This is a genomic window from Clostridium bornimense, assembly GCF_000577895.1.
GTDB lineage: Bacteria > Bacillota > Clostridia > Clostridiales > Clostridiaceae > Clostridium_AN > Clostridium_AN bornimense.
Genome location: NZ_HG917869.1, coordinates 208,163 through 231,793, shown reverse-complemented (window position 1 = coordinate 231,793; position 23,631 = coordinate 208,163). Strand labels below are relative to the sequence as shown.

Annotated in this window: 31 protein-coding genes and 2 pseudogenes; 4 read left to right on the top strand and 29 right to left on the bottom strand. The window is 26.8% G+C overall.

The genetic code is table 11. The features are described from left to right. The 24 genes and pseudogenes from CM240_RS14445 to CM240_RS14345 all read right to left on the bottom strand — a co-directional run bounded on the left by CM240_RS14445 (position 1) and on the right by CM240_RS14345 (position 17,192). Positions 1-1,326 carry a S41 family peptidase gene (locus CM240_RS14445; RefSeq protein ID WP_044040210.1) on the bottom strand — a complete coding sequence of 442 codons (1,326 nt, stop codon included), beginning with the start codon at positions 1,324-1,326 and terminating at the stop codon, positions 1-3. Between the two features lie 131 nt (positions 1,327-1,457). Beyond that, positions 1,458-1,643, bottom strand: a pseudogene (locus CM240_RS17295) (DUF5680 domain-containing protein); the annotation flags it as partial. Positions 1,644-1,842: 199 nt separating this feature from the next. Then, on the bottom strand, positions 1,843-4,308 hold the full coding sequence (locus CM240_RS14440) for a glutathionylspermidine synthase family protein (protein ID WP_044040209.1): 2,466 nt from the start codon (positions 4,306-4,308) through the stop codon (positions 1,843-1,845). A gap of 22 nt (positions 4,309-4,330) precedes the next feature. Beyond that, positions 4,331-4,630, bottom strand: a complete 300-nt coding sequence (locus tag CM240_RS14435) for a hypothetical protein (RefSeq protein WP_044040208.1) — start codon at positions 4,628-4,630, stop codon at positions 4,331-4,333. Then, positions 4,630-5,256 (bottom strand): hypothetical protein, encoded by a 627-nt coding sequence (locus tag CM240_RS14430; protein WP_044040714.1) that lies wholly within the window; start codon positions 5,254-5,256, stop codon positions 4,630-4,632. Before CM240_RS14430 ends, CM240_RS14435 begins: the two co-directional genes overlap by 1 nt. Before the next feature lie 2 nt (positions 5,257-5,258). Beyond that, positions 5,259-5,645: a hypothetical protein gene (locus tag CM240_RS14425; protein WP_044040207.1), complete on the bottom strand. Its 387-nt coding sequence runs from the start codon at positions 5,643-5,645 to the stop codon at positions 5,259-5,261. A gap of 227 nt (positions 5,646-5,872) precedes the next feature. Beyond that, positions 5,873-6,736: an AraC family transcriptional regulator gene (locus CM240_RS14420; protein WP_044040206.1), complete on the bottom strand. Its 864-nt coding sequence runs from the start codon at positions 6,734-6,736 to the stop codon at positions 5,873-5,875. 97 nt (positions 6,737-6,833) lie between these two features. Beyond that, entirely contained in the window at positions 6,834-7,514 is a 681-nt protein-coding gene (trhA, locus tag CM240_RS14415; RefSeq protein ID WP_044040205.1) for a PAQR family membrane homeostasis protein TrhA, read from the bottom strand. Positions 7,515-7,724: 210 nt separating this feature from the next. Beyond that, positions 7,725-8,342 carry a hypothetical protein gene (locus CM240_RS18050; RefSeq protein WP_044040204.1) on the bottom strand — a complete coding sequence of 206 codons (618 nt, stop codon included), beginning with the start codon at positions 8,340-8,342 and terminating at the stop codon, positions 7,725-7,727. 226 nt (positions 8,343-8,568) lie between these two features. Continuing rightward, a complete protein-coding gene (locus tag CM240_RS14405) occupies positions 8,569-9,072 on the bottom strand; it encodes a GNAT family N-acetyltransferase (protein WP_044040203.1) in 504 nt (167 codons plus the stop codon). 70 nt (positions 9,073-9,142) lie between these two features. Continuing rightward, a complete protein-coding gene (locus tag CM240_RS14400) occupies positions 9,143-9,640 on the bottom strand; it encodes an NUDIX hydrolase (RefSeq protein ID WP_044040202.1) in 498 nt (165 codons plus the stop codon). A gap of 54 nt (positions 9,641-9,694) precedes the next feature. Further along, on the bottom strand, positions 9,695-9,955 hold the full coding sequence (locus CM240_RS14395) for a TfoX/Sxy family protein (protein ID WP_044040201.1): 261 nt from the start codon (positions 9,953-9,955) through the stop codon (positions 9,695-9,697). 428 nt (positions 9,956-10,383) lie between these two features. Continuing rightward, positions 10,384-11,169 (bottom strand): Fic family protein, encoded by a 786-nt coding sequence (locus CM240_RS14390; protein WP_044040200.1) that lies wholly within the window; start codon positions 11,167-11,169, stop codon positions 10,384-10,386. A 300-nt stretch (positions 11,170-11,469) separates the two neighbouring features. After that, positions 11,470-11,736, bottom strand: a complete 267-nt coding sequence (locus CM240_RS18045) for a GNAT family N-acetyltransferase (RefSeq protein WP_242838518.1) — start codon at positions 11,734-11,736, stop codon at positions 11,470-11,472. Between the two features lie 11 nt (positions 11,737-11,747). Then, positions 11,748-12,206: a hypothetical protein gene (locus tag CM240_RS18040; RefSeq protein WP_242838517.1), complete on the bottom strand. Its 459-nt coding sequence runs from the start codon at positions 12,204-12,206 to the stop codon at positions 11,748-11,750. Positions 12,207-12,258: 52 nt separating this feature from the next. Then, a complete protein-coding gene (locus tag CM240_RS14380) occupies positions 12,259-12,762 on the bottom strand; it encodes an HAD domain-containing protein (protein WP_044040199.1) in 504 nt (167 codons plus the stop codon). Positions 12,763-12,851: 89 nt separating this feature from the next. Further along, positions 12,852-13,664, bottom strand: a complete 813-nt coding sequence (locus CM240_RS14375; protein ID WP_044040198.1) for a DUF1835 domain-containing protein — start codon at positions 13,662-13,664, stop codon at positions 12,852-12,854. Between the two features lie 354 nt (positions 13,665-14,018). Beyond that, positions 14,019-14,126 (bottom strand): annotated as a pseudogene (locus CM240_RS18035) (ATPase); the annotation flags it as partial. Positions 14,127-14,131: 5 nt separating this feature from the next. After that, a complete protein-coding gene (locus CM240_RS14370) occupies positions 14,132-14,455 on the bottom strand; it encodes an inorganic pyrophosphatase (RefSeq protein ID WP_044040197.1) in 324 nt (107 codons plus the stop codon). 48 nt (positions 14,456-14,503) lie between these two features. Next, on the bottom strand, positions 14,504-14,848 hold the full coding sequence (locus tag CM240_RS14365) for a carbon-nitrogen hydrolase family protein (protein ID WP_044040196.1): 345 nt from the start codon (positions 14,846-14,848) through the stop codon (positions 14,504-14,506). Next, a complete protein-coding gene (locus tag CM240_RS14360; protein ID WP_044040195.1) occupies positions 14,838-15,281 on the bottom strand; it encodes a GNAT family N-acetyltransferase in 444 nt (147 codons plus the stop codon). The genes CM240_RS14365 and CM240_RS14360 overlap by 11 nt, the downstream gene beginning before the upstream one ends. Before the next feature lie 29 nt (positions 15,282-15,310). Further along, positions 15,311-15,772 carry a GNAT family N-acetyltransferase gene (locus CM240_RS14355; RefSeq protein WP_044040194.1) on the bottom strand — a complete coding sequence of 154 codons (462 nt, stop codon included), beginning with the start codon at positions 15,770-15,772 and terminating at the stop codon, positions 15,311-15,313. Between the two features lie 127 nt (positions 15,773-15,899). Then, positions 15,900-16,538: a Type 1 glutamine amidotransferase-like domain-containing protein gene (locus tag CM240_RS14350; protein WP_044040193.1), complete on the bottom strand. Its 639-nt coding sequence runs from the start codon at positions 16,536-16,538 to the stop codon at positions 15,900-15,902. Between the two features lie 120 nt (positions 16,539-16,658). After that, a complete protein-coding gene (locus CM240_RS14345) occupies positions 16,659-17,192 on the bottom strand; it encodes a BUD32 family EKC/KEOPS complex subunit (RefSeq protein WP_044040192.1) in 534 nt (177 codons plus the stop codon). A 280-nt stretch (positions 17,193-17,472) separates the two neighbouring features. Here CM240_RS14345 and CM240_RS14340 point away from each other — a divergent pair, with 280 nt between their 5' ends. Both CM240_RS14340 and CM240_RS14335 read left to right on the top strand, forming a co-directional pair. Next, positions 17,473-18,492, top strand: a complete 1,020-nt coding sequence (locus CM240_RS14340; RefSeq protein ID WP_044040191.1) for a hypothetical protein — start codon at positions 17,473-17,475, stop codon at positions 18,490-18,492. A 335-nt stretch (positions 18,493-18,827) separates the two neighbouring features. Next, positions 18,828-19,055: a hypothetical protein gene (locus CM240_RS14335; protein ID WP_156930610.1), complete on the top strand. Its 228-nt coding sequence runs from the start codon at positions 18,828-18,830 to the stop codon at positions 19,053-19,055. Positions 19,056-19,125: 70 nt separating this feature from the next. Here CM240_RS14335 and CM240_RS14330 read toward each other — a convergent pair whose 3' ends face one another. The 3 genes from CM240_RS14330 to CM240_RS14320 all read right to left on the bottom strand — a co-directional run bounded on the left by CM240_RS14330 (position 19,126) and on the right by CM240_RS14320 (position 21,052). Beyond that, on the bottom strand, positions 19,126-19,701 hold the full coding sequence (locus tag CM240_RS14330; protein ID WP_044040189.1) for a hypothetical protein: 576 nt from the start codon (positions 19,699-19,701) through the stop codon (positions 19,126-19,128). Positions 19,702-19,842: 141 nt separating this feature from the next. Then, positions 19,843-20,073, bottom strand: coding sequence for an N-6 DNA methylase (locus CM240_RS14325; protein ID WP_044040188.1), 231 nt, complete (start codon positions 20,071-20,073; stop codon positions 19,843-19,845). Between the two features lie 424 nt (positions 20,074-20,497). After that, entirely contained in the window at positions 20,498-21,052 is a 555-nt protein-coding gene (locus CM240_RS14320; protein WP_044040187.1) for a hypothetical protein, read from the bottom strand. Positions 21,053-21,723: 671 nt separating this feature from the next. On the opposite strand from CM240_RS14320, the gene CM240_RS14315 reads away from it, so the two are divergent. Beyond that, positions 21,724-21,996 (top strand): hypothetical protein, encoded by a 273-nt coding sequence (locus tag CM240_RS14315; protein ID WP_044040186.1) that lies wholly within the window; start codon positions 21,724-21,726, stop codon positions 21,994-21,996. Positions 21,997-22,294: 298 nt separating this feature from the next. Here CM240_RS14315 and lepB read toward each other — a convergent pair whose 3' ends face one another. Next, a complete protein-coding gene (lepB, locus tag CM240_RS14310) occupies positions 22,295-22,831 on the bottom strand; it encodes a signal peptidase I (protein WP_044040185.1) in 537 nt (178 codons plus the stop codon). A 257-nt stretch (positions 22,832-23,088) separates the two neighbouring features. Here lepB and CM240_RS17635 point away from each other — a divergent pair, with 257 nt between their 5' ends. Continuing rightward, positions 23,089-23,259: a hypothetical protein gene (locus CM240_RS17635; RefSeq protein ID WP_156930607.1), complete on the top strand. Its 171-nt coding sequence runs from the start codon at positions 23,089-23,091 to the stop codon at positions 23,257-23,259. 4 nt (positions 23,260-23,263) lie between these two features. Here CM240_RS17635 and CM240_RS14305 read toward each other — a convergent pair whose 3' ends face one another. Further along, positions 23,264-23,614 (bottom strand): hypothetical protein, encoded by a 351-nt coding sequence (locus tag CM240_RS14305; protein ID WP_197537951.1) that lies wholly within the window; start codon positions 23,612-23,614, stop codon positions 23,264-23,266. Between the last annotated feature and the right edge of the window lie 17 nt (positions 23,615-23,631).

The following is a 23,631-nucleotide window of genomic DNA, read 5'->3' as shown; positions in this document are numbered from 1 at the left end:
TTATTTAAGATTTTTTATAATCTGTAATGTTTTTTCTACTGGATCGTCATCAAAACTTACTTCTATATCAGGCTCTAATACTAACTCATTCTCTTTACTAGTATCAGGTCTAATAAATTTCTTATGCGAAACCTGACATTCTATATTAGAATTTGGCAATTGAAAATTTATGACGTCTCCATAATGTGAAGACCTATTACTACTAGCAGAGCCAACTATTGTCCCTAAACCTCCATCTCTTACCAATGTAACTAACATTTCTGCAGAACTAAAAGTAGCACCATTATTAATTACATACAAATTTATGTTTTCATTTTTCTTATAATGATTATTACTTGTATAATTTATACTTCCTCTACTTCTTAAATAGCCACGCCTCTTTTGCGCTAGCGGTGAAAATCTTGTTGTTCCTCCAAAAGAACCATATTCCATATCCATAGCCTCTAATAAATTATCACAAACCATAGAATTACCACCAGCATTATCTCTTACATCAATTATTACATTTGATGCACCTTCTTTTATTGCCTTCTTTAAATCTTTCACTATAGCATCTGAACTATTGTCTACGATACAAGCTCCTAATCTAATGTAAAATGTATTATCATCAATTTTCCTATCACTTATCTCATAACTTCCAACACCGTCATTATTAACATATTTTATAAAAACATCACTAAATTCTTCTTTATTTTTTATTGTTAATTTTACTTGATTTTCATCTTGAATTCCTAAACTTTTTAAAATGGATTGATTTTTTAAATTTATAGTTATATTCATATTCTCAGCTACATAGTTTTCTGCCGGAAATATCTCTTTAATCCCTTCAACTAGATCATTAATACTTATATCATTTATTTTTACTACTTCTTTATCCGTTAACTTTTCATTCTCATCTAATAATATAAGCTTTCCTTCTAAATACACCCACTTTATATCTAAAACACTGTTCTCATTCCACCAAAGTCTAGTATGTCCATCTTCTATTGATGAAAGATATTTACTTACTTCAATTTGAAGCTTTTCTGTAGTCATTTCACTGTTACATATCTTCATTAAATTTTCCTTAGCAACTTTGTATTTACTACTTTCACCTTCTAAAAAGATTGGATGAGTTTTTTCAATATTGCTAATTAAAATATTAACATCTTCTTTTATTTCGCCTCTTGTCAATTTTTTATCTAAATCAACTTTCCCTTTTGATTTATACTCCTCAATTTCACGTATTTGAATAGGCATAGTATAATATAAATATATACAACTTACAGCAAAAATAAATACTAATATTAACACTATGTATTTTCCTACTTTATAAGCTATTTTCATAAGTAAGTTTCCTCCTTGTATTATTAATTATGTGGAATACCTTAATAAAACGTTAAATTGGTAATCTTTTTAAATTATACCATATAAATCAATTGCTTTTCTTACTTTATAATAGCTATATATAGTTATTTTTATTTAATTAATCCACCATGAAAATAACATTCATAAACTTTAATATTATCAAAATATATTTCTTCATATCCTTGAAACCACTTAAATTCACCATTTATCATACAATGATATTTATACTGTCCATTCTGATAAATAATAGGACCTCTATATGGATTTTCTTTCTCCACTAAACTCAAAGCTTCTTTTTAGAAAACTCACTTTTAATCACCTCAATTTTTAGTATACCAGTTATATAATTTTAGCTCTATCAATTAATTGTAACAAATTAGCAACTATGAGTTGCTTAAGTATCAGAACATAAAGCAAAACACCAATTCTATAAAAATTGGTGTCTAAAGCATTATAAAAAGAAAACACTCTTTAAATCTTCTCAACTATTAATATTTATTCTATATATGAAGATATATACTTAGCAGTTACATCTGTGATAAATTCTCCTATCCTTGTATATATGCCAGCTACCTTATCACCAGCTATGTAAGCTCCTATTATCGGAAACTGAAATTTTTCTTCTTTTCTTATACTCGAATATACATTCATTCTAAGAGGTTTTATATTAACTCTATCCTGAAATATATAGTCTTTGTCATTATCAATAGTTTCAAAATTACTTACTATTCCTTCACCTTCCCTAGATAAATAAGGCTTGGCTAAATAATCATTAGAAAGTATTGCATCTTTTTCTAATGATGTATATGGTATATATTTCTTTATAAATGCCTCTTCATCATTGTTCAATACTTCTCTACCAACAATCTCATATAAAACTGCAAATAAAGCCTTAGATTGAGTAATAATAGTATGTCCTGGATTTATTAGATATTCCTCAACACTCAAAGGTTCTATTAACTTTCTCATTTCTTCCTCATAATAAAACCAATCTAAGGGATAGTATCTATAAATAGCATCTATCTCTTGACCATATAGGTAGATCTTTTTATCTTTTACCTTCATATCATATATATTCCCAAATATCACATGAAAATCTCCACATTCTTTTATAATATCACTTATTATTTTGGTATTATAAATATCTTCATAATACCAAGAAGTAACCACTGCAATATTTTTTACACTTTTATTTTTCTTGATTTCTTCTATAATATTTTTAAGAGTACTTTTGATACTCTCTCTTAAATTTTCATTTGGATTATCATATGGTACATCAAACCTTGTTTTCAATATAGAATTTATACCTATAGATTCTACAATCCCTGCTGGTGTTTCTGAATTAAATTCTAATATCTTTAAGTTACCAAAATTATCAACTACAAAATCAATCCTTCCAAGAGCACATAGCTTTGAAATAGAAGACTTTGTTACTACATTGTACAAACTTTCTGGTATACCAAGTATAGGTCCAAAAAGCTCTAAATTGCTTTGGATATGAGGATATATTTTCTTTAATATTTCACAAAATTTTGAACCTACATTCTCTATTTCATTAAATAAACTTCTTTTTATTATCATCTTATCTAATGAAATATACTCATTACTATTAGTATATGCTCCTGTAAAGTCATATTTAAAAGAAAGTTCTTCGTTTAACTCCTCATATATTTCCTGTCTTTTTTCTTCATTGATAATATTACTTCTTTCTATTTTTAGAGGATATTCATCTTTTCCAAGTGGTGACATCCATGTATAATTATCATCTGTTAAGAGCTCTCTGCTCCATCTTACAAGATAGCCTTCCACTTTCCTATCCATAATATAAACACCAAAATTTCCGTAAGCTAGTATAGGAGTATTTCTATTTTTATAATCCGGTCCATAAGTATATTCTTGCCTTATATTAATAAGATCCTGAACTATATGAATTTTCTTTGATTCTAATATATATCTAATTTGTTCTTTCCATTCATCTTCTTCATAAGATTTTCCTATATAAACTTCCTCACTATATCGTCCAAGAGATGATTTAATTACATATCTATCTTTATTTTGTAATACTTCTTTAGCATTTTCTTTATCTAAAATTTCAGTATATGGAATACATCTTCTTATTATATCCTTATCATGCTCATTTAGTGTATTAGAATCTTTCTTAATTAAATCCCAAAGATAAGCAAAAAAACCCTTTGATTGAATTGCGATTATCCTAGGATCATTTAAAATAAGAACTTTTCTATTATTAAAAGAATCTAAAATTTCTTCAATATTATTAATTTCATGAAAAAACTCTGTTGGAAATAATCTCAAAATAATTTGAATTTTTTCCTTTGAAAATCCATATACATATCCATCTTTCACAGATAAATTATTGTTTCCAACTGGAATAATATTTATTTTACTTTCTTTAAAAATTTCTTTAAAAAAATAACTGTGGTGCAACTCTTCATAATGACATGGATCAATTAAAAATCCAACATTCATCTTTTCACTACTATCACAAAATTCTTCACTTATATCTAAAAGAAATTTTATTAGTCTTTCTATGAATCCTTTATTTAGATTTCCTTTAAAATCACACTTTTCTGCAATATTTATTTCCTTCTGTCCACATGGTTTATCATAATTAAATTCTGAAAAATAAATATTATCTTCTTTATCAATGAATGTATCATATCGTGTCCAATACATTGGAGATAAAGAACATCGTAAACTAAAAATCATTTTCTTTAAAGGAAAATCATCAAAATACTTTAATAAATCTTTATGTTTTCCATTTATATTATTTAATACTTCTAAAGATATCCTATTAACTTCTTCTGCATAATATTTCATATTTTCACATAACTTTTTTTCAATAAAAAAAGGAATCTGTGAATGTACATATTCTTCTCCTAATGCACTAACCATATAATTATTAAACAAGATTTCTTCTGTATATTTAATTTGATTTTTCATACATTATCTACCACCCGAACTCTTAACTTGACGCACTTCCACCCTTAACACCTGAATATCCAGAAGACTTGCTTCCAGTTGAAGACTTTGAGTTGCTACTTTTACTTTTTGAATTAGAGTCACTTCCACTAAAATTGTACCAATGACTTCCGCTACTTCCAGAAGAACTAGTAGTATTTGTATCATCCTCCTCGTCCTCTTCTTGTTTCTGAGATCCACATCCAACAAGTATACTAGGTGCAGATACTGAAAAAGCTACAGTTACTGCCAATGCTAAAGCTCTTTTTTTGTTTTCCTTTAATATTTCCTTAAACTCATTCATTATTTATCCACCCTCACTAAAATAACTTCAGTTTTTTCATTAATAGAATTTATATACTCCATTAAATCATCCTTAACTCTATCTCTAGTAATTACTTTTACACCTTTATAACCTAATTCACTTAAAAATTCACTATCTGGGAAATCTTCTTCACCAACTGCATACTGATTATTTAATTTATCATACACTTTGGTTACATCAATGTCCTCTTTATACCTGTCATAAGGAATCATCATAATATATCTATTGCTTTTTATATCTATTAAATTTAGTCCACAATTAATAAGTTTACTTATATTTTTCTTACTTCCTATAAGTCCAAAAGTATTAAATAATAGATTAACATTAAGAATTGGCTTAATATTATTTTTATTATTAAGTTCCAATGCTAAATCAATTATCTCATCTAATTCTAAATCTACTATAGTAAAATAATCATCTTCATACTCTTCTAATACTTTTTTTACCAAACAGCCATTAACTTCGTTTTTATATTCATAAAGAGTAAAATCATCATATGTCTTTAAAGAGACAAATGGTGTACTTCTAAAAAAGCATCTAAATACACCTAAATTTCTCTTCCATAATCTGTATATTTTTCTCAAATCTATTTTCTTTAAATTCATAGTCATTGCCTTTCATAAGTTACTGCATAAATATTATCAAGCGACACATAATGTTTATATCCATTTTCATCTATAAACACACATCTTCCTTCACTACATTCATCTTCACATATTTCTCCCTTAAAAGATATTTCCGGTTTAGATTTTTTCCATGAGTCGACTTCAGCATAAATATTTATTTCTTTTGCAAAAGATAAAAATCCATAAGGAAGTTTATATAGCATTGCAAAATTATTCTTCGTAGAAAATAGCTGCCTATAGCTTTTCCCATCGATAAATGTATCAATTGCTATAAGCCCATTGTACAAATTTACAATCTCGCCTTCTATAATTTCCGTGGGCTTATCCCTATACCAATCATTATAGGTTTTATAAATAAATAATTCCATATTTTCCTCCTATTTTAACTTATTTATATATTATACATATTTTTATATGTATACACAAATATATCATATCTACAATTCGATAAAATATCTGATTAAAACCGAAAAGGTACTATAAATTTACCAGCCATATCAAAACTTCTATTTACAATTCAAAAAAATTCAGGCCATTGCAAAAACCTAACTAAAAAGTTAATTTTGTAACAGCCTTTTAAATTTCTTAATTTATATTATTTACTAGATTTTTTAATTGGAATCCATATTTCACTTAAATAATTGTCACTGTTCATATCTCCATTAGAATACCATTCTATTTCTGGTCCTTCATCATGGTCATAACCTGAATTAGGAAGCCATTCTGTAAATATTCTCTTCCATACATTTTGTTGCGCTTCTGGCATTTTACCTCTACATTCAAACTTAACCCAAGTAAGTTCTGGTACATCTAACACTTCATATTTTCCTTCAACATTTTTATTACTGTTAACTGCTATCATATAATCAAATTCATCTGTTCCAAAATTATAGCAAACTCCGTACATAATTTTATTACTATCATCACATAATTCCATTAGCTTATCACAAGTACCATCCTCACATGATTCGTTCCAAAACTTAGGTATTTGTATAAAGCTTTCTCCATTTTTTGTAGTAACATTCTTTTTCTTCCCTACTAACTTAAATCCTTTTCCTTTTTCAATACGATAGTTCATTTCCTCTACCCCTTTTATAGATATTTTGAAAGAGATTCTTGGATAAGATTTCAAAGTAACACCTTCTTTCTTTGCTTCACTTGGTTTTATACCATGCAAAGCAGTAAAAGCTCTTGAAAATGAAACTGGAGAATCATAATGATACTTAAGCGCTATATCTAAAATTTTACTATTTTCTTGTTGAAGTTCTAAAGCTGCTTTAGTTAATCTCCTACGTCTTATATATTCCCCTAACGAAACATCGGCTATAAAAGAGAATATTCTTTGAAAATTATAAGATGAGCAACAAGCTTTCATTGCAATAACATCATAATCAATTTTATTCTCTAAATTATCTTCTATATAATCAAGAGCAGCATTCATTTTATCTATCCATTCCATATTTCCATCCCTTTCATAAGTATATTCTATAGAATCTTATAACTTAATTCTCAACTATCTCTGCACATTTAAGTCTCTATCTAATATTAATCTCTTGCTAAAAAACAAATAAATAAATGCCAAACCAATGTAATATAGCACCTGCTAAAACAAAAAAGTGCCATATAAAATGATTATATTTTTTATCTTTTAAAAAAGGTATCATACCAACAGTATATATAACCCCACCAATGAAAATCATCCATAACAATGGCAAATTATTTTTATAAAAATCTGGCATAAGTATAAGACCGCTCCAACCGATAATGAAATATAATGAGAAATGTAACCATTTAAATCTTCCTGGTCCAAATACACCTAACATTGTGATTCCAACAACAATTAATGCCCAGTCAATACAAAAAAGTACTATTCCTAAAGTATTTCCCCAATATACTAAATATAATGGAGCAAAAGTGCCTCCTATTAAAAGATATATTGAAGAGTAATCAAATCTTCTCCACAATCGTTTTACTGTAGAACCACTCTTAAATGCGTGGTATAAACAACTCATTAACATTAGGAAAAATAAACTAATTCCATAAAAACATGATGCCATAACCTTCATTCCAGTATCAGATTTCAATAAAAGTAATATAAATCCTACTAAAGCTAACGCTGCTCCAACTCCGTGAGTTACTGCATTTCCAACTTCCTCTAAAATAGTAAGATGTGGTGGCTCATTTAATTCCCTAATATACTGTTTTCTCTCTTCTTTATTATTCAATTTATTTTTCATACCTCACTCCCCTTTATCTCTATCTCTTCCACCCCTTAAGTGTCTTTATTGTTACTTTTAAAAAACCAGAAATTTTTCTTAAATTTCTGGTTTTTTATATTCTATTTACTGTTTATAAAAATTTATATAATGCTTTTTATTATGTTTTAAGAATACTAGTAATCCATTCTATTTAAGTTGTGTTCTATATGATTTATATACTTATATTTTCTATTTTACCTCTGTTCCACCCCATTCAACTACAGCAAAGCCTTTTCTTTCCCACTTTTCTAACTTTTGCTCTTTTATTTCTATAGGTTTATCAAGTGGCTTATACACCATCATTACCCTTAGTATAGAGTCTGGTGTTGGCGTTATCTCAAGTTTTGCATTTTCATTATATTCTTCCCCAGCAAAATATATTAAATTATATTTGTTTTCTTGAAGCTTTGGTAACCAATATACTATAAACTCATTGTATTCCTTCGCTGTTAATCCCATGTATTCTAATTTTTCTTGTAGAAATTCCTTAGTATCCTCACCTTTTACAACAAAGCCTTCTGACATGTCCCATTTTTCCCTTGAACTTCCTTCCCAATACAAATATGAATATTCTCTACCCTCTTCTATATTGGTTAATTTTCCTTCTGGTGTTGCTGTTACACTCCATACATCATTATAATCTGGATATGTACAAGTGAGCTCTCCTTGGAAATCTAATTTTACTTCTACATCTGTAACCTCTGTTGGATATAAATATATCACTGGCTTTTCTTTACAATTATTGTAACATCCTGTTGTTATAATAATTGTCATTATAATTAGTAGTGTTAATAAAGCTTTTTTCATCACTTCACCTCACTTATGATATAGGTATTAATTTATCTAATTCTAGTCTAAGCTTTTCTTTAAATTCTATCACATATAAAACACATATTTACTCTCCTTTATCATCTCACAAATTGTTATCAAAGGCTTTTTACATATTATATATTATTTTTTCATAGCAAACTTTATACTATCATCTTTTCATATATACACTATTCCAATTTCTCTATAGCATCCTCATATAAATTTATTTAGTTTTCTTTATTGAGTAGTAAATGCAATGATGTAACTTATCGTGATAAAACATATCTTCTTCTTTATCTATTCGTTCCATTCCGCATTTTTCCATTACACGACAACTTGCCTTGTTACTTATAAAAGCCCCTGTTATTACCTCACAGAATCCTTTTTTAAATAAATCCTCAATTACTGCAGCTAGTGCTTCTGTTGCATATCCTTTATTATGAAAATCAGGATGAATAACATAACCTATCTCAATTTTAACATCATCCATATCAACATCATTGATAAATCCAATTAAATGTTGATCCTTATAAATTCCAAGCTCATAATGGTTCTCTGAAAGAGAATACTCTTGTAGTTTCTTAAACATAGATACAGCTTCATCCCTCGTATTAAAGTCAGGAATTATAAATGTTTCCTTAATTTTCTCGTTAGTTAATAATTCAATCATGTCCTCTTGATCTCTTTCACTATAAGGTTTTAATACTAATCTTCTAGTGGTAATCATATACTTCACTCCTAAATTAAAATTTATCTAGCTCACGCTATAAAATCTTAACTAAATCCTCAGTCTCGCATTATACATTTAAATAATTATCAATAAAATTACTTAATCTATTTCTTAAACCAGGTACAAATAAATCTGTTTTATAGAAATCTAAAAACTCCTTCTTCGATACCCATCTATAAGCAATAGTTTCACCTTCCTGTAAAACAATACTGCTTTTATCTATATCAACTTTACACATAAATCCAGTATAAATTGTATTATCTGTTATAACATAATATATTTCCCTCATCTCAGTACAATTAATCCCTGTCTCTTCTTTTAATTCACGAATTGCCCCTTCTAAGAATGACTCTCCTTTCAAAAGGCTACCACCAGCTCCACTTTCAAAAAGTCCTGGAGAATTAGGCTTATTTAAATCTCTCTGCATAAGTAGTACACTACCATCAATGTGTGAAACAAATACCTCTGCTACTCCATGATATAATCCTTTTGGGATTTCCTTTCCACGAATTAAATCAATTCCTGCCAATGATCCATCCTTGTTATATGCATCCCATATTTCCATAACACACACTCCTTTAAATATAAATGTTATAACTATACATGTAATCTCATTTATCTAATACTTCTTATGCAAATTATAAAATTCTTTTAATTCTGCCTTCCGTTTATCACTTAGTTGACTTTTTTTAATACCATTCAAAGCTCCTTCTAATGCTAGTAATCTATTTATACAAGCTGATTCATCAATTTCCTGTATTTTAAGCCATGCCTTTTCAGCTCCTAACTCTTTCAACTCCTCATATGTATTTATACCGACTTCATTCAATTGACGTTCTACTTCTTTACCTATATTAGGTAACTTTGATAACTCACCCATTATATATACCCCCTCTACGAATTCTTATATACCTTTTAATTTACTAAATAGTATTTGTATATCACATCTATATTATACAATATTTTCTATGCAGTTTGTATGTCTCTTACCAGCTACCGTACCGATTCCTACCTAATCTCTACTATTTCTTTACATGAATCCTATACTTATAAACTTCAAGAACTCTTTATCCAAAGTTTCCTTTTACCTAAACAAAAAAAGAATGGTTACAGCATACCATTCTTTTTACAAATAAAAAGGGAAATAATTTGAAAAAACTAACTACTATTATTAACTACACTTATAATATATCAATCTTTTGTGACAACTCTATGACCATAAGAAGGATTTCATGTGAATATAAAAAGTTATATCATATACATTAAAATCAGTTCTTATAATTGCACTATATTAATTTCAAATTCTTTCTACTCTATATCTCCCAGAAACATATCCTCTAATTCGCACATAAACTTCATATATGTTAACATAAACTTAAGCCATGCATCGTATCTTCCAACTCTTAAAGATGATTCTATAGCATCATAATAGAAACCTTTGTCTTGATTTCTAATAATTATTCTAGGATATCCCTTAGCAGTTAAAAGGCCGTTCATTATAAGTCTTGATAATCTTCCATTACCATCCATAAACGGGTGTATCCTAACAAAATCTAGCTTAAACTTTAAAATATCTATTAATTCTCTATCACTATTATTGAACCTATCAATAGCGTCATTGAATTGTTCTATAACTTTATCTGGACTCGGAGGCACTATGGAACTGTTGGAAATATATACTTGTTCGTTTCTGATTTTACCTTCCCAATTACTATTTTCTAATGTATTAAATGTAATATCCTTATGAATGTCCAAAATAAGTTTCATACTTAAGTCATCTTTGATAGAAAAATTATCCCTTATTGCTCTATTTAATTGTATAACTTCTGTCTGAGACCTTAAATCAGCATCTTGAGCTATTCCCTCCAGAATCGCCTTAGTCTGACCTTTCGTTAATGTATTTCCCTCTATCTTATTAGATGTATATACTTCTAAATATGCTACTCTATCATTAAACGGTCTGAATTTATAACCTTCAATAATTTTTATCATTTCATTCTGTGAAAGGCTACAATTTTTTGCATTATAGCTTTTAAATTTAACTTTTTTGAAATTAGTAAAAAATTGAATGTCCTTTGCTTTGAAATCATCCATTCTGGTACTCGCCTCCTAACTATTTATCTTATGAAAAATTGTTCTTATATCCTAATCTATACATAAACTACATATTTTATATTGCTAAAATAATTACTATACATCTTATATTTTAATTATTATCTCTATTTATTTCATTATAACATCAAGAAGTCAACTTATTAATTATATTTTTTTATTTTCCCTTCATTTCTTTTTTGCTATTTCATTCATAAAATAACTAATATAACAATCGCATCTTCTAAAATGTACGTGACGTATAAATTAATTTATACTAATAATTTATACTAATAATCTATTCTATAATTCTAAATTATTAACAAAAGTATTATAAGGAGAACTACCATCAAGTATATTACCATATGTATCAATCCAATATGGTATATAACCACTACGATTAGCAACCATCTGAGAACCAAGATTAGTCACTGAAGCAGAGTAAAAAGGAACAATACCTTGTTTAATAATATCTACTGTTAAGTTAGAAACTAATTTTGTTCCTAGCCCATTGTTACGATATCCAGATTTCACATCTATTCCTATTTCCCACAGCTTTTCTGTCTCCACTGCTGCACTTGCTAATCCAATAATTTCATCACATTTTTTAGCCAGAAAAACATCTTTGTTGATGTATTACCGTCGCAATCAAAAACTAGAGAATTATCAAACCCACTAATACCTCTTAATTTATAAATATCATTTCCTTGTAATAATTCATATGAATACCCATCGGGTAGTGATAATCTTTGAATCTTTTTAACATCGGGTATATAATGTATTGTTTGTCCATATATAAATGGAAACTCAAATATCTCATCTCTATTTTTGCCAATCAATGCTGACTTGACTTTTAAATGTATAGATTCAGACGTATTTATAATTACACATTTATTAAATGCCATAATTTTAATAAATGGTAATTTACTTAAACTATTTATAGTAAAGATAATATTATCCTGATCTAATACTGATAAATGACAAAAAAACTGTTCTGCCAAATATTCCTTAATTGTACTATCTATAAATGATCTTTCCATAAGACATATACCCTAAAGTAATTAATTCCTCCATCAAAATGTACTATTAACCCTAGATGTCATAATAGTTAAGCATTCGTATAGCCTCTTCCACATTTTCTTTTGTTAAGCCTCTAACTCCATCTGTCTTTATCTGAAACATTTCAATTCCCTTATTATTTAAATCTAAATCATCAAGAATTACGTATTTTTCAATATTATCATGTTGGTCTAACCATAATAAAATTTCTTGTGCCTTTACCATACTAAATTTTTTAGATTTTCTAATTTCAACAGTTGTCAAATCTGGTGTTTTATCATATATATTTAAATCATAATTCTTAAATACTTCTACAATATATTCTGCTTCTTTTCTTAATGGCATTATATTGCCATCAAACCAAAATCTCCAACCAGAATGTAAAACAATCTTAGCTTTTGTTTCATTAATAATTTTAGATAAGAGTCTAACCTTTTCCGAATCAATAAATTTACCTTTGCTAATTTCCATTTCGTTGTCTTTATTCCAAAGTTCAGAGTTCAATACACCATCAATATCTAGAAATATTATTTTCATTTCTGTTCCCCATTTCTTTAATCATCAAGTAAGTAATTAGTCATATTTTTCTTAGTTATAATCTCTTTGTTTCTAAAATAACAAACAAATCACCTAACTATACTTATAATTCTTGTATATTTTCTATCTGAATCTTCCACTATTTTAATCTTATTATCTTTTATCATTTTATCAATCCTTGATGCATACCACCAATCACTAATTCCTAAACGATACTGTCCAAGAATATCACCAATTAGTCTAATTTCTTTCATAGCCCTTTTTGAGAGGCTTTTATAAATTAAATAATCATAAAAATCTTCCGGTACTCCTATCAATTGACCATTTACTACTGCTCTCAAAGGACTATTGTCATTTTTAAGTTCTAGCCAATAGTTGCTAAATACCTTCTTTTCTATTTTAGATATCTTCTTCTCATATTTAAGAAATATATCAAACTTCTCCAATGGAACTTCTCCCCATCTTTTATATTCTATAACTGTATTCTCATTTTCTTTGGTATAATCAGGTAACTTAACTGCAAAAATTTCATTAGAGATATCTCTTAATAAATTGCATACATAATAAAAACCACAGATTGAATATGGTGCATTACTATACCATATTCGGATTTGCTCTCCTTTTGATACATACTCCATAAACCTCTTCTGTTCATTAGCATATATACTTCCAATTTTCTTTAGTCCTTTCAATGTTTCTGGACTATTATCATAATTATCTTGTGTATACATTTCATAGATCAGATTTCTTCTATACTGGCTATCTATACTTTTTCTAATATCGCCAATATCTAACATCAATGCAAGACAAATCACTTTTTCTCTATCACCGTTTATAATACCTTCTTTTTTTACCATTTTCATAGTTGCAGCTGCACTTTCATCAAATAATACTTCAATCATAGATTTCCTCCTCAAAATTAGAAACAGAACAGTCTGTTGAATTTTAAAATAGTTTTATCGCTTTCAATCCTTATTTTTTTAATTATACCATACTTTGTAAACGATTTATTATTCTTACTATGTTTTTATATTAAAACATAAAAAAGATTCTTTAGATTTTAAAAATTCTACATACCGAGGAGTTTCTTATGCATATCCTCTACCCATGAAATATATCTGTAAGCAAAATCATTATTTGACAAGATAAAACTTAATCATCAATATCCTCTTAATAAAAAATAGTTAGTAAAATTTAATATATTTCACTAACTATCATTACAATATTATTTTTGCCCAAAGCGGAACATTATCGGCTTCATTTATATTTATTCTCTTTTCATCTTTATTTTCATTATAATAAATAGATTTATATATTGATGTTTTACCTACACCATTAACACCAGCAAAAATTGTACATCTTATTCCTACTATATAATAATTTCAAAATCAAAATATTTTTCCTGAAAATACACTTGATTTTTTATTTCATCAACTGTAAATTTCATGCCTTTCGGAGCTACTACCCACTTATCTTCGATATCATTTTTCCTATGAATAATAGCGATTACTTCTCCTGTAAATTGTTGTACTGGTTCTGTTACTCCTAAAATATATGCATCTTGTTCCTCACCATCTGGTGCGATTATACCTTCAATATACCCATAATTAATAGGATAATAAATATCACGATGTTTTGGATGATATGTTCCAAGTTCTCTATCAACTATCACTGTAACGGTATCACCAATCATTTATTAACCACCTCTCTTAACTCTAGATTACTATTATTTTATCCATAGTTAATCTCGTATAAACGGTGCCTTTATTTCTGGATTAAGCAATTCTGAATAGGCCTTCACCTTCCTAAAAGTATTACCCATCATTTCAGAACTTCTATATTTACGAAGTCGTTCTAAATCAAATTCTGCATAATATATTTTTGATGTTAACTCATCACCGATGAATATTGTATTATCAACACAATTTCCATCTTCATCCCAACATATTGGAGAAAATGCGCAGGAACATCCAGCATTTTCTTCTGGTGGATTTGCCATTATTACACCAACCATATTTTCATACGCTCTTGTTGATAATGCTTGAATACGAGGTCTCATTGCACCACAATAATTTTTATTTTCCAAGAACAACTAAATCTCCAAGCATCTTAAAACCATTTTTCTCGTAAAACTTCCTAGATGGATAATCTTTTTCAGTATTTAATATCATTCCATCCATTTCTCTATGTTTAATGTCTTCCTCTATTGCTTTTATAAACCAACTTCCTATACCTTTACCTTGCATTTCATAGCTGACGCAGAATTCATCTATGTAATACTCAAATCCTTCTATCCAAGGTTTCTTCATACCAATACTTAAAGCTACTACTTTCTCATCTAACATAGCTACATAACCTACAAAATAATTATTATTTAAATGATTATTAAATAATTTAACTACTTGCTCTCTAGATTCGTAAACATCATTCCAAGGTTCCTTAGAAAAGGTTTCTATATATAAATCTACACATTTATCAACGAGTTCCTTATTTATTCTTTGTAATTTTAATCTTTCCACTTTATCTTATCTCCATTGTGTAATTTAATCTATTTTATTATTTTTTCAAATGTTACAACTTCAACTTTGCCATCCATTTGTTTACCAGTAATACTATAACCACATTTTTTATAAAAATAATGATTTCTTAATTTATCTGCTGGCGTTACCAAATACCAACTTTTAATACATTTGTAGTAGTTTTCTATATATCGCATAGCTTTCTGACCTATCCCTAGATTTTCGTATTCTGGAATTATACAAAGACATCCTAAATAATTTCTTTCTCTATTTTCTTTCACTACACTAATCTTACCGACTACTTCACCATCACATAAAATTGCAAATACATCTCTTTTCGGATCAACTATTGTTGTACAAATTTTCTCAATGGTTTGTCCATACCCTGGGCATTCTCCATATTTTACATAATCGGATAAAAATGCTTTATCAGAAACTTCTTTTAATTTCTTTGCATCTTCTTTATTAGCTTTTCTTATTGTAATCATCATATAATTTTCCTCACATAACGTTCCAATTCTAATTTACTTATTCAATATTAATCACTAAAGTTTTTTCTTTTTTAAGTTCTTAATTCTATAGTAATTTATTTCATGTTACTTCATAGAAATTTCATTACTACAACTTTTTAACATTACCATCCTTTAGAAAATATATATCCCCATAATAAACACATTGATTATCACGAATTATAATAGCACTTTCATCACACATTGCATAAATAGAATAATCATATGATAACTTTTTTAATTCATCAGTATAATTATCTAATGTAAAATGTGGCTCTACACTTTTATCAACAATTCCTACACCTTTATAAATTTCTTGTTTATCATGACCACACGTCATTGTCAAAATTGAGATTTCAGCCATATTTATTGCTCCAGCACTTAATCCCATTATTAAGCAATCTACATTACGTATCGCATTAACTAATTGATTGTCTAATAGAAATTTCATTTGTAAAGGTGTTGTGCCACCCATTAAATAAATTAATGATGCATTATTAATTGCATCAATCATCTTTTCAGAATTTATACGATTATCTAATACAACTTTACTATTAAAATGTATACCAATTCTTTCAAACCACTCCAAATACTTTTCTACGTATTTATCAGTTACTTCACTAGCTGTTGGGCATGATGCAATAAAGACAATCTGATTATAATTTTTAATATCTTTCTTAAAATCATCAGCTACTAATGAAAACCCATTTTCTTCACTAAAATCACTAAATAAATAATATTTGCCCATTTTATCTAACCCCTTTCTACAAACTTGGGTCTATTAAAACACTAGTTCATTATACTCTCCTCAAATGTTCATTATTGCATTTTATTCTCATTCTTCTTACATTATCAAAATATCATCTTTTTATGAATGTTCTTCAACATATTTTAAAAATTCCGGTGTCTTTGACCAATATTTCACTCCCCAGTTTTCAAAATTCCACTCCTCCATATAATTATTACACTCATAATCTATATAAAACATTTTCTCTTGATTTACTACAAAATTAGTTGGAAAATAATCAATATTAGTATTAGCTGCATACAATAATTTGCACATATTCTTCATCTGATCTATATAAGCGTTTTCCATTTTGTCATTTAGTACCAATTCATAAATCGTTTCACCTTCTATATACTCCTTTAAAATTCTTTCATTTTCCATATCTACATCTAGCATTTTAGGCATCCTTATTCCTATTTTTTTAAGTTTCTCATAATCAGTCAATTCTGCTTGAAGCTTATTTCCAAAATTATAATATTCACAAGGTTCATGATGTATTTGTTTCAATACAAAAAAGTTTTTTTCATCATAAACTAAATAAGAATATCCACCTTTTCCCTTACCCAATAATCTATCAACTGTGTATTCTCTATTATTCACCTTAAATTTTTCCATTATTAATATTTCCCCCTATTTCTTCTACTTTAACTATTAATATAACTTATATTTTTATTACCTATATGAAAATTTTACCACCTACAATTACTATAAACAACACACTTGTTATATTTATCTAAAAATATACAGTTATTAGTTGACTTTCTGTAAAATAATATTGTATATTTAATAAAGAATTAAATAAGAACTTAACTAGAAACGACACATGTAGTGCTTTGCACGTAAATCTGATTACGGTACAAGCACTACATGTGTTTCTTTTTTATGGAGGAACTTTATGATTACATTTGAAAAAAATAAAGAAATAGATTTATCAATGAAAAACCTCTTACTATCAATGTTTGAGGTCAATGAATATCTTTCATCTATTCTTGATTATAATGAGAAATTCCTTAGCACAGAAAATGAAAAAGAATTAATGCATATATTAAAAAAATATAATATTCCATATAACAATTTGAAATATGACTCTAAAATTCTCACTGATAATCCCTACTATAAAAATATTAAACTTGAGAATGTTCATTTTGGTAATGTTAGATATGAGAAAACAACTATTAAAAAAAGAACTTTGATGAGTATGAACTTTCATAATCCCCTAGGGAAATACCTGTTCCACTATCATCCTATAGGACATTTTGAAACAGATGTTGATTTACCGGCATTAAAAGAAGATGATAAAGTTTGGATGTCTCCAGCTGTTAGTGAAATAGAGAGTATGAGAGATGGCATTGATAAGGGTCATGGGAAATGTCTTACTATGGGTCTTGGAATAGGAGTTCTCCCTTACCTTTGGCTCCTTAAAGATGAAGTTGAAAGTGTAACTATAGTTGAGTTTAATAAAGATATTATTAATTTATTTGATACTTATATAAGACCACAGTTTAAAATTGATAAGAAACTTAAAATTATTCATGGTGATGCTTTTGACTATTACAGAGAAGACTTTCTAAGCCAATTTGACTATATATACGTAGACTTTTGGGAATCTACTGAAGATGGCTTAGATTTTTATACAAAACTTATGGAAAAGAAAGTTGATATATCTAATATTGATTACTGGATAGAAGATTCCATATTATATGATGTAAAATACATTGTAGCTTTATATCTATTTGCAGTGTATGAAGGAAAAAGTATATTGGATTTTATCTCCTCTATCGATGAAGATTTTAAAGCAATTGCTAAGAAAATTAATAAATATTTTAAAACAAGAAATGATATTATTAAGACTGAAGATGAATTATTAAACATTATACATAGTAAAGAAATTCTTAAAAAGATATTATCTATTTAATATATTTATAAGATTATCAAAGATAACCTCAAGCAAATATGCTGAGGTTATTTTTTTAACATAAGTAATGTACTTATATCATCTATTCATTCTCAAATGATCTTCTTTAAAAAATAAATAAATTCCTTCATATATTAGAAAAGAAAGTAAATATGGAAAGTATGATGAGTATGAAGATTACTATTTAGATGTAAATAAATTAGATAGTTGCTCTGCATATACATCTGAAGAATATGAATTTTCAAATTAATGATCTAATAAAATATCTTAAGGAAGGACCTCAAAAATTTAACTTTTGAAATCTAGAAGCTTCGCATTCTGTTGTAGCTCAAAGGTTGCTTCAAGATAAGAAAAATCCTAATATGTATTACTTAGAGATATATGATAGTAATTCCCCATATAATTCTGTACTTGGATATGATATTAGTTATGTGACTATTGAAAAATATCATGAAAATGAAAATCGTCCATGTTATAAATATGATGCGGTAGATTATAATTTTGATTATATGTTTGGGATTACTAATGTAAGAAACTTAGAAGAGTATATTAAAAATTACTAATATTGTTAGTTGATAAACTAGTTGCCTAATAATTAATATTATTAGGCAACTTTCGTTTATGAAATAGATATTAATGTATTAATAATAGAAACAAAAATAGTAGTATTATTATTGTAAAAAGTAAAAATAATATTGATAATAATATCATTAATACTGTTTTAATTTTTCTATTTATATATTTAAATTTAGTTAGAATGTATACTAATATAATATTTATAGTGGGTAAAAAAATAAAGAAGTCCTGCAATCTGAATGTTGATCCGGCATAACATATAATTGTAGAATAAATAACCAAAAGAATTATTATAGTAAAAAATATATCCTCAACTATAGATTTCTTTGTTTTCTTTATATAATATCTTATAATAAAATATATAATTATATTAAAAAAAGCTAATAACAATAAGTAATTATCTGTACCATCTATTTTTTTTGATGCTTCAAGAAATAACCCCAAAAAGTTACATGACATTATCCAAGAACAATTTATTATTCCAATTTTCTTTATTATTTCTTTAAAAAAAGTTTCTGTATATTCTTTCTTAAGGTATTCTCGTAGCGATTTTATAATCAATGTGCTTGATGCTATTGCAGCATAAATAGATATAGATATTATCCCAAATAACATTAAAATAAATGCAAACATATTACTATTACCTCCTCAGCACATATCCTTTAAATAGTTTTCTTAGTATATAATAAAGTAATTACATTCTAAGTATATATGAATTTCGATTCAAATACCATAATATAGAAATAAGAATGTACGTGACGTACATTCTTATTTCTATATATCCATATTATTAAGTAACTCTTTTAATGCTTTTAACTCGTCTACAGTAAGCGTACATTCTGTAAGTAGTCTTTCTTTAAGAATTTTTTGACTATTTTCTGTACCAAATAAAAAGTTATCAGGAAGGATTATTCCTACTTTACCGTTTTTCTTTAATCTATAAAGAATTAATGTCACAAATAAATCTGCTGTTTCACTTGTTTGAAGCTCTGTTGGGAAATTCATTTATATAGCTTTTTCTTCTGTTCCACCATAAGGAGGATTCATTAAAATTTGAATTAACAGCACATTCAGTTGTTGCACAAAGACTGTTACAAGATAGAGAAAATCCTAACATATACTATTTAGAAATATATGATAGTAATTATCCATTTGATAAAGATCTTAACTATCATAGAGAATATGTAGTTATTGAAAAATACTTTATAAATCAGAATACTACTCCTAATTATAAATATGATGCTGTTAACTATACTTTTGATAGTGTTTTTGCCATAACTGATATACGTAAATTAGAAGAATATATTAAAAACCATTGATTTAATATAAATGCTATTGATGCTGTTACAAAACTAATTTTTTAGTTTTGTAACAGCATTTTTTTATGATAATATCACTTAATTTTGATATAAAACAATTATATTTAATTTTAAGGTAAAAAAAATATATCAGTAATTGCTATTAAAATAGCAATTACAAAATACAATAAAGAATATTTTAGAAAATACTTTTTATTGTAACCATTTGATACGATATAGCTAATAGGTATTATTATTATTGGTAGATTTAATTTTATTGTAAATATAAGATCTTTTAGACTGACATTAAATAATGGCATGTATCTTATTATAATATAAATTTCTGTAATAAAAGCTATGATAAACAATATATGATTTATAAACATACGTTGTGGATTTTTTATAGATTTAATTAGAAAAATACTACAGAAAATAATAAAAAGAAGTGTTAACAAATTAAGTTGATTGTTATGTATTTTCATACAAACAAAATAAGGTATATTAATTCCAGAAATCCAAATACAACAAAGAATACCAGCTTTTTTTAGTTGTTCTTCATACAATTCTAGAGATGAGCCATTCCTTTTATAATCAATAAATAGATTCTTAAGCCATAAAATAAAAGCTATTACTACATATATATAATCAATAACCATAAATGGAAATGTAAGAGCAATTGCACCCATTAACATAGCCCCCCTCTATTAATAAACAAATACACATATATTATATCAAAAATGTAAATTCTACCTAAGAGTTAATTAAAAAATCATTCATTTTAAAATGTATACTTTCTTGAACCACTAAAAATATATCGAATTTTTGTACATTATTGTATACATACGCACTTTGCGGGCATCCGAAAAATTCTTTATATTTATGTCCACCTTTGATAAAAGATTAGTATTAAAAATATAATTATGAGGCACTTTCAACTCTATCTGAAAAATTTCCTGTATCTTTATATATATGTTGCTTTTGATTCAACTTTAAATAATGCCCAATCTACTTTAGATCCTTCTTCGCTTTTTAAGATAGTTAGTTCCAACGTTAACTTCCCATTATCCAATTATATCCTTTATTGGATAATGTTATTATATCACATAAATTATAAGGAGGATTTTTATGTATATAGCTGCTATAATTCTTGATAAAAATATATTTAACAAAGAGATTTCTTTAGGGTTAATGTATTAAAAAATTTTCGTCTTGATAAAAATATATATTTAAAATATAAAAATGAAGATAAGTTTAAAACAATAACAATTAAAGACACACGTTATTATGGAAGAAGACTTCCATTAAATTTCTGTGAATGTGGTTATACATTTGAAATGTTTTTATAAAAAATCTTCATATGAAATTTAAATTTGAAGATAAAAAAATTAAAAGTATAGATATATGGAAGCACCTAGAGGAAGATGATTTACATTGGAAGTCTTGGAACAAAGATAGAATTAACACCGAAGTTAATTCATTAATAAATTGGTTATTCAAAAACTTAAAATCCACAGGCAATATTATACATTTATCAGATAATAAAAAGGGTTATGAATTCACTTGGGGAAATATATGGTGTGCAAACTATTATGAAGTTGGAGAATATACGATTATGATTAAGTACAACTAAAAAAATCTGATGTTTTTAAAGATAAGAAGATTAGAGTTATGATCTAAGAACTGCTAACAGCACTTTATATGTATTATTAATATATACTTCCTTCTACTATAGTAAATGTATATTTTTTATCAAATATTTGAATGCTTAAAAAGATATAATAAATGATGTAAAAAATATAATTCCAAATTTACTTAATAACTTCTTTAAATTAGATTTCATACTTTTTTCTCCCTAGTGTAATTTATATTCAATTATATACTTTCATATTAAGAATATAATATCAATAAAACTGTAATATTGATAACTATTAATTTAAATAAGAAATAGATTTTAATTTTCCAATTCTATTAAAAGGATATACTATAAATTGTGCTTTACCTTCTATATCTTCACCTTTTATATATGGACTTGTTTCCCACTTTCTAGAGTCCTTAGAAATATTTCTATTATCGCCTAAAAAGAAATATGAATCTTCTGGTACTTCATATTTTTGATACACATCAGTAACATACTCTCTTTCATATATATATGAGTCATCTAATAATTTACCATTAACTTTAACACTACCATCCTCAAAAATCTCTACTGTATCTCCTGGTGTTCCAATAAGCCTTTTTACAAATTTCTCATTTTCTTCTTTAAAATCAAAAACAACAATGTCGCCTGTTTTTAACTTTTCTGGATTATGTGTCCTCGTCACAAGTAACCTATCACCTTCCATTATCGTTGGTCTCATAGATGAACTAGGAACAGTAGCTATCATAAATACATATTTATTTATGATAGTACTTAAAACAAGAGCCGCTATTATAGGCAAAATCCAATTTATAAAAATTTTTTTCATCTTATATCTCCTTACATGTTATAAGTTTATTAATTTTTTATATTAACTATATATAATTTAAATAAAGTTTCTTTATTTATTATACAATATTTTACAACTGAAGCAATATTTTATATTGCGACTTGTAAAATTTAATAATGCATGGTGTCATACTTATATGACAATGCCATTATATAGTCATAAATATATGCTTATTGAACTTTATGCAACAATGACACAAGCAGAAGTAGAAATGATAAAGGGAAGTAATTGAATCAATGAAAACACGAGGTGAATGGGATAGGTACGGTAGACCAAAGATACAGCTACCTGAAAACTTTGATAAAGTAGTAGGAAGATGGAAAGCTGGTGAGATAACAGCTGTAAATGCTATGGAGCTTACAAAATTAAAGAAGACTACTTTTTATAATATAGTAAAAAATCGTTAAATACCTAAAGTTCATTAATATCTACATTTTTTGAGTAAAACTCCAATATTTTAATATTATGTTCATCTTCTAAAACGAACTTTATTTTTTCATTATTTTCTCCTGAATAACTAACCTCAAGTATTGTATCATAATCAATATTTCCCTCAATAAAATCAAATTTACAACACGATACATCTTTAAAAATTACTTCAATTTCTTTCATTTCTGGCTCATTTTTTAAGTATCCTTTTTGTTTCCAATTACATAATTCAATATTTATCTTTACTTCATTGTTACCAGAACTTATATTAGTCACTAAACTATCATGAAAATAATATTTATTAATCAGCTCGTTAATTTTCATTTTGTTCATACCTCAATTCTCTATAA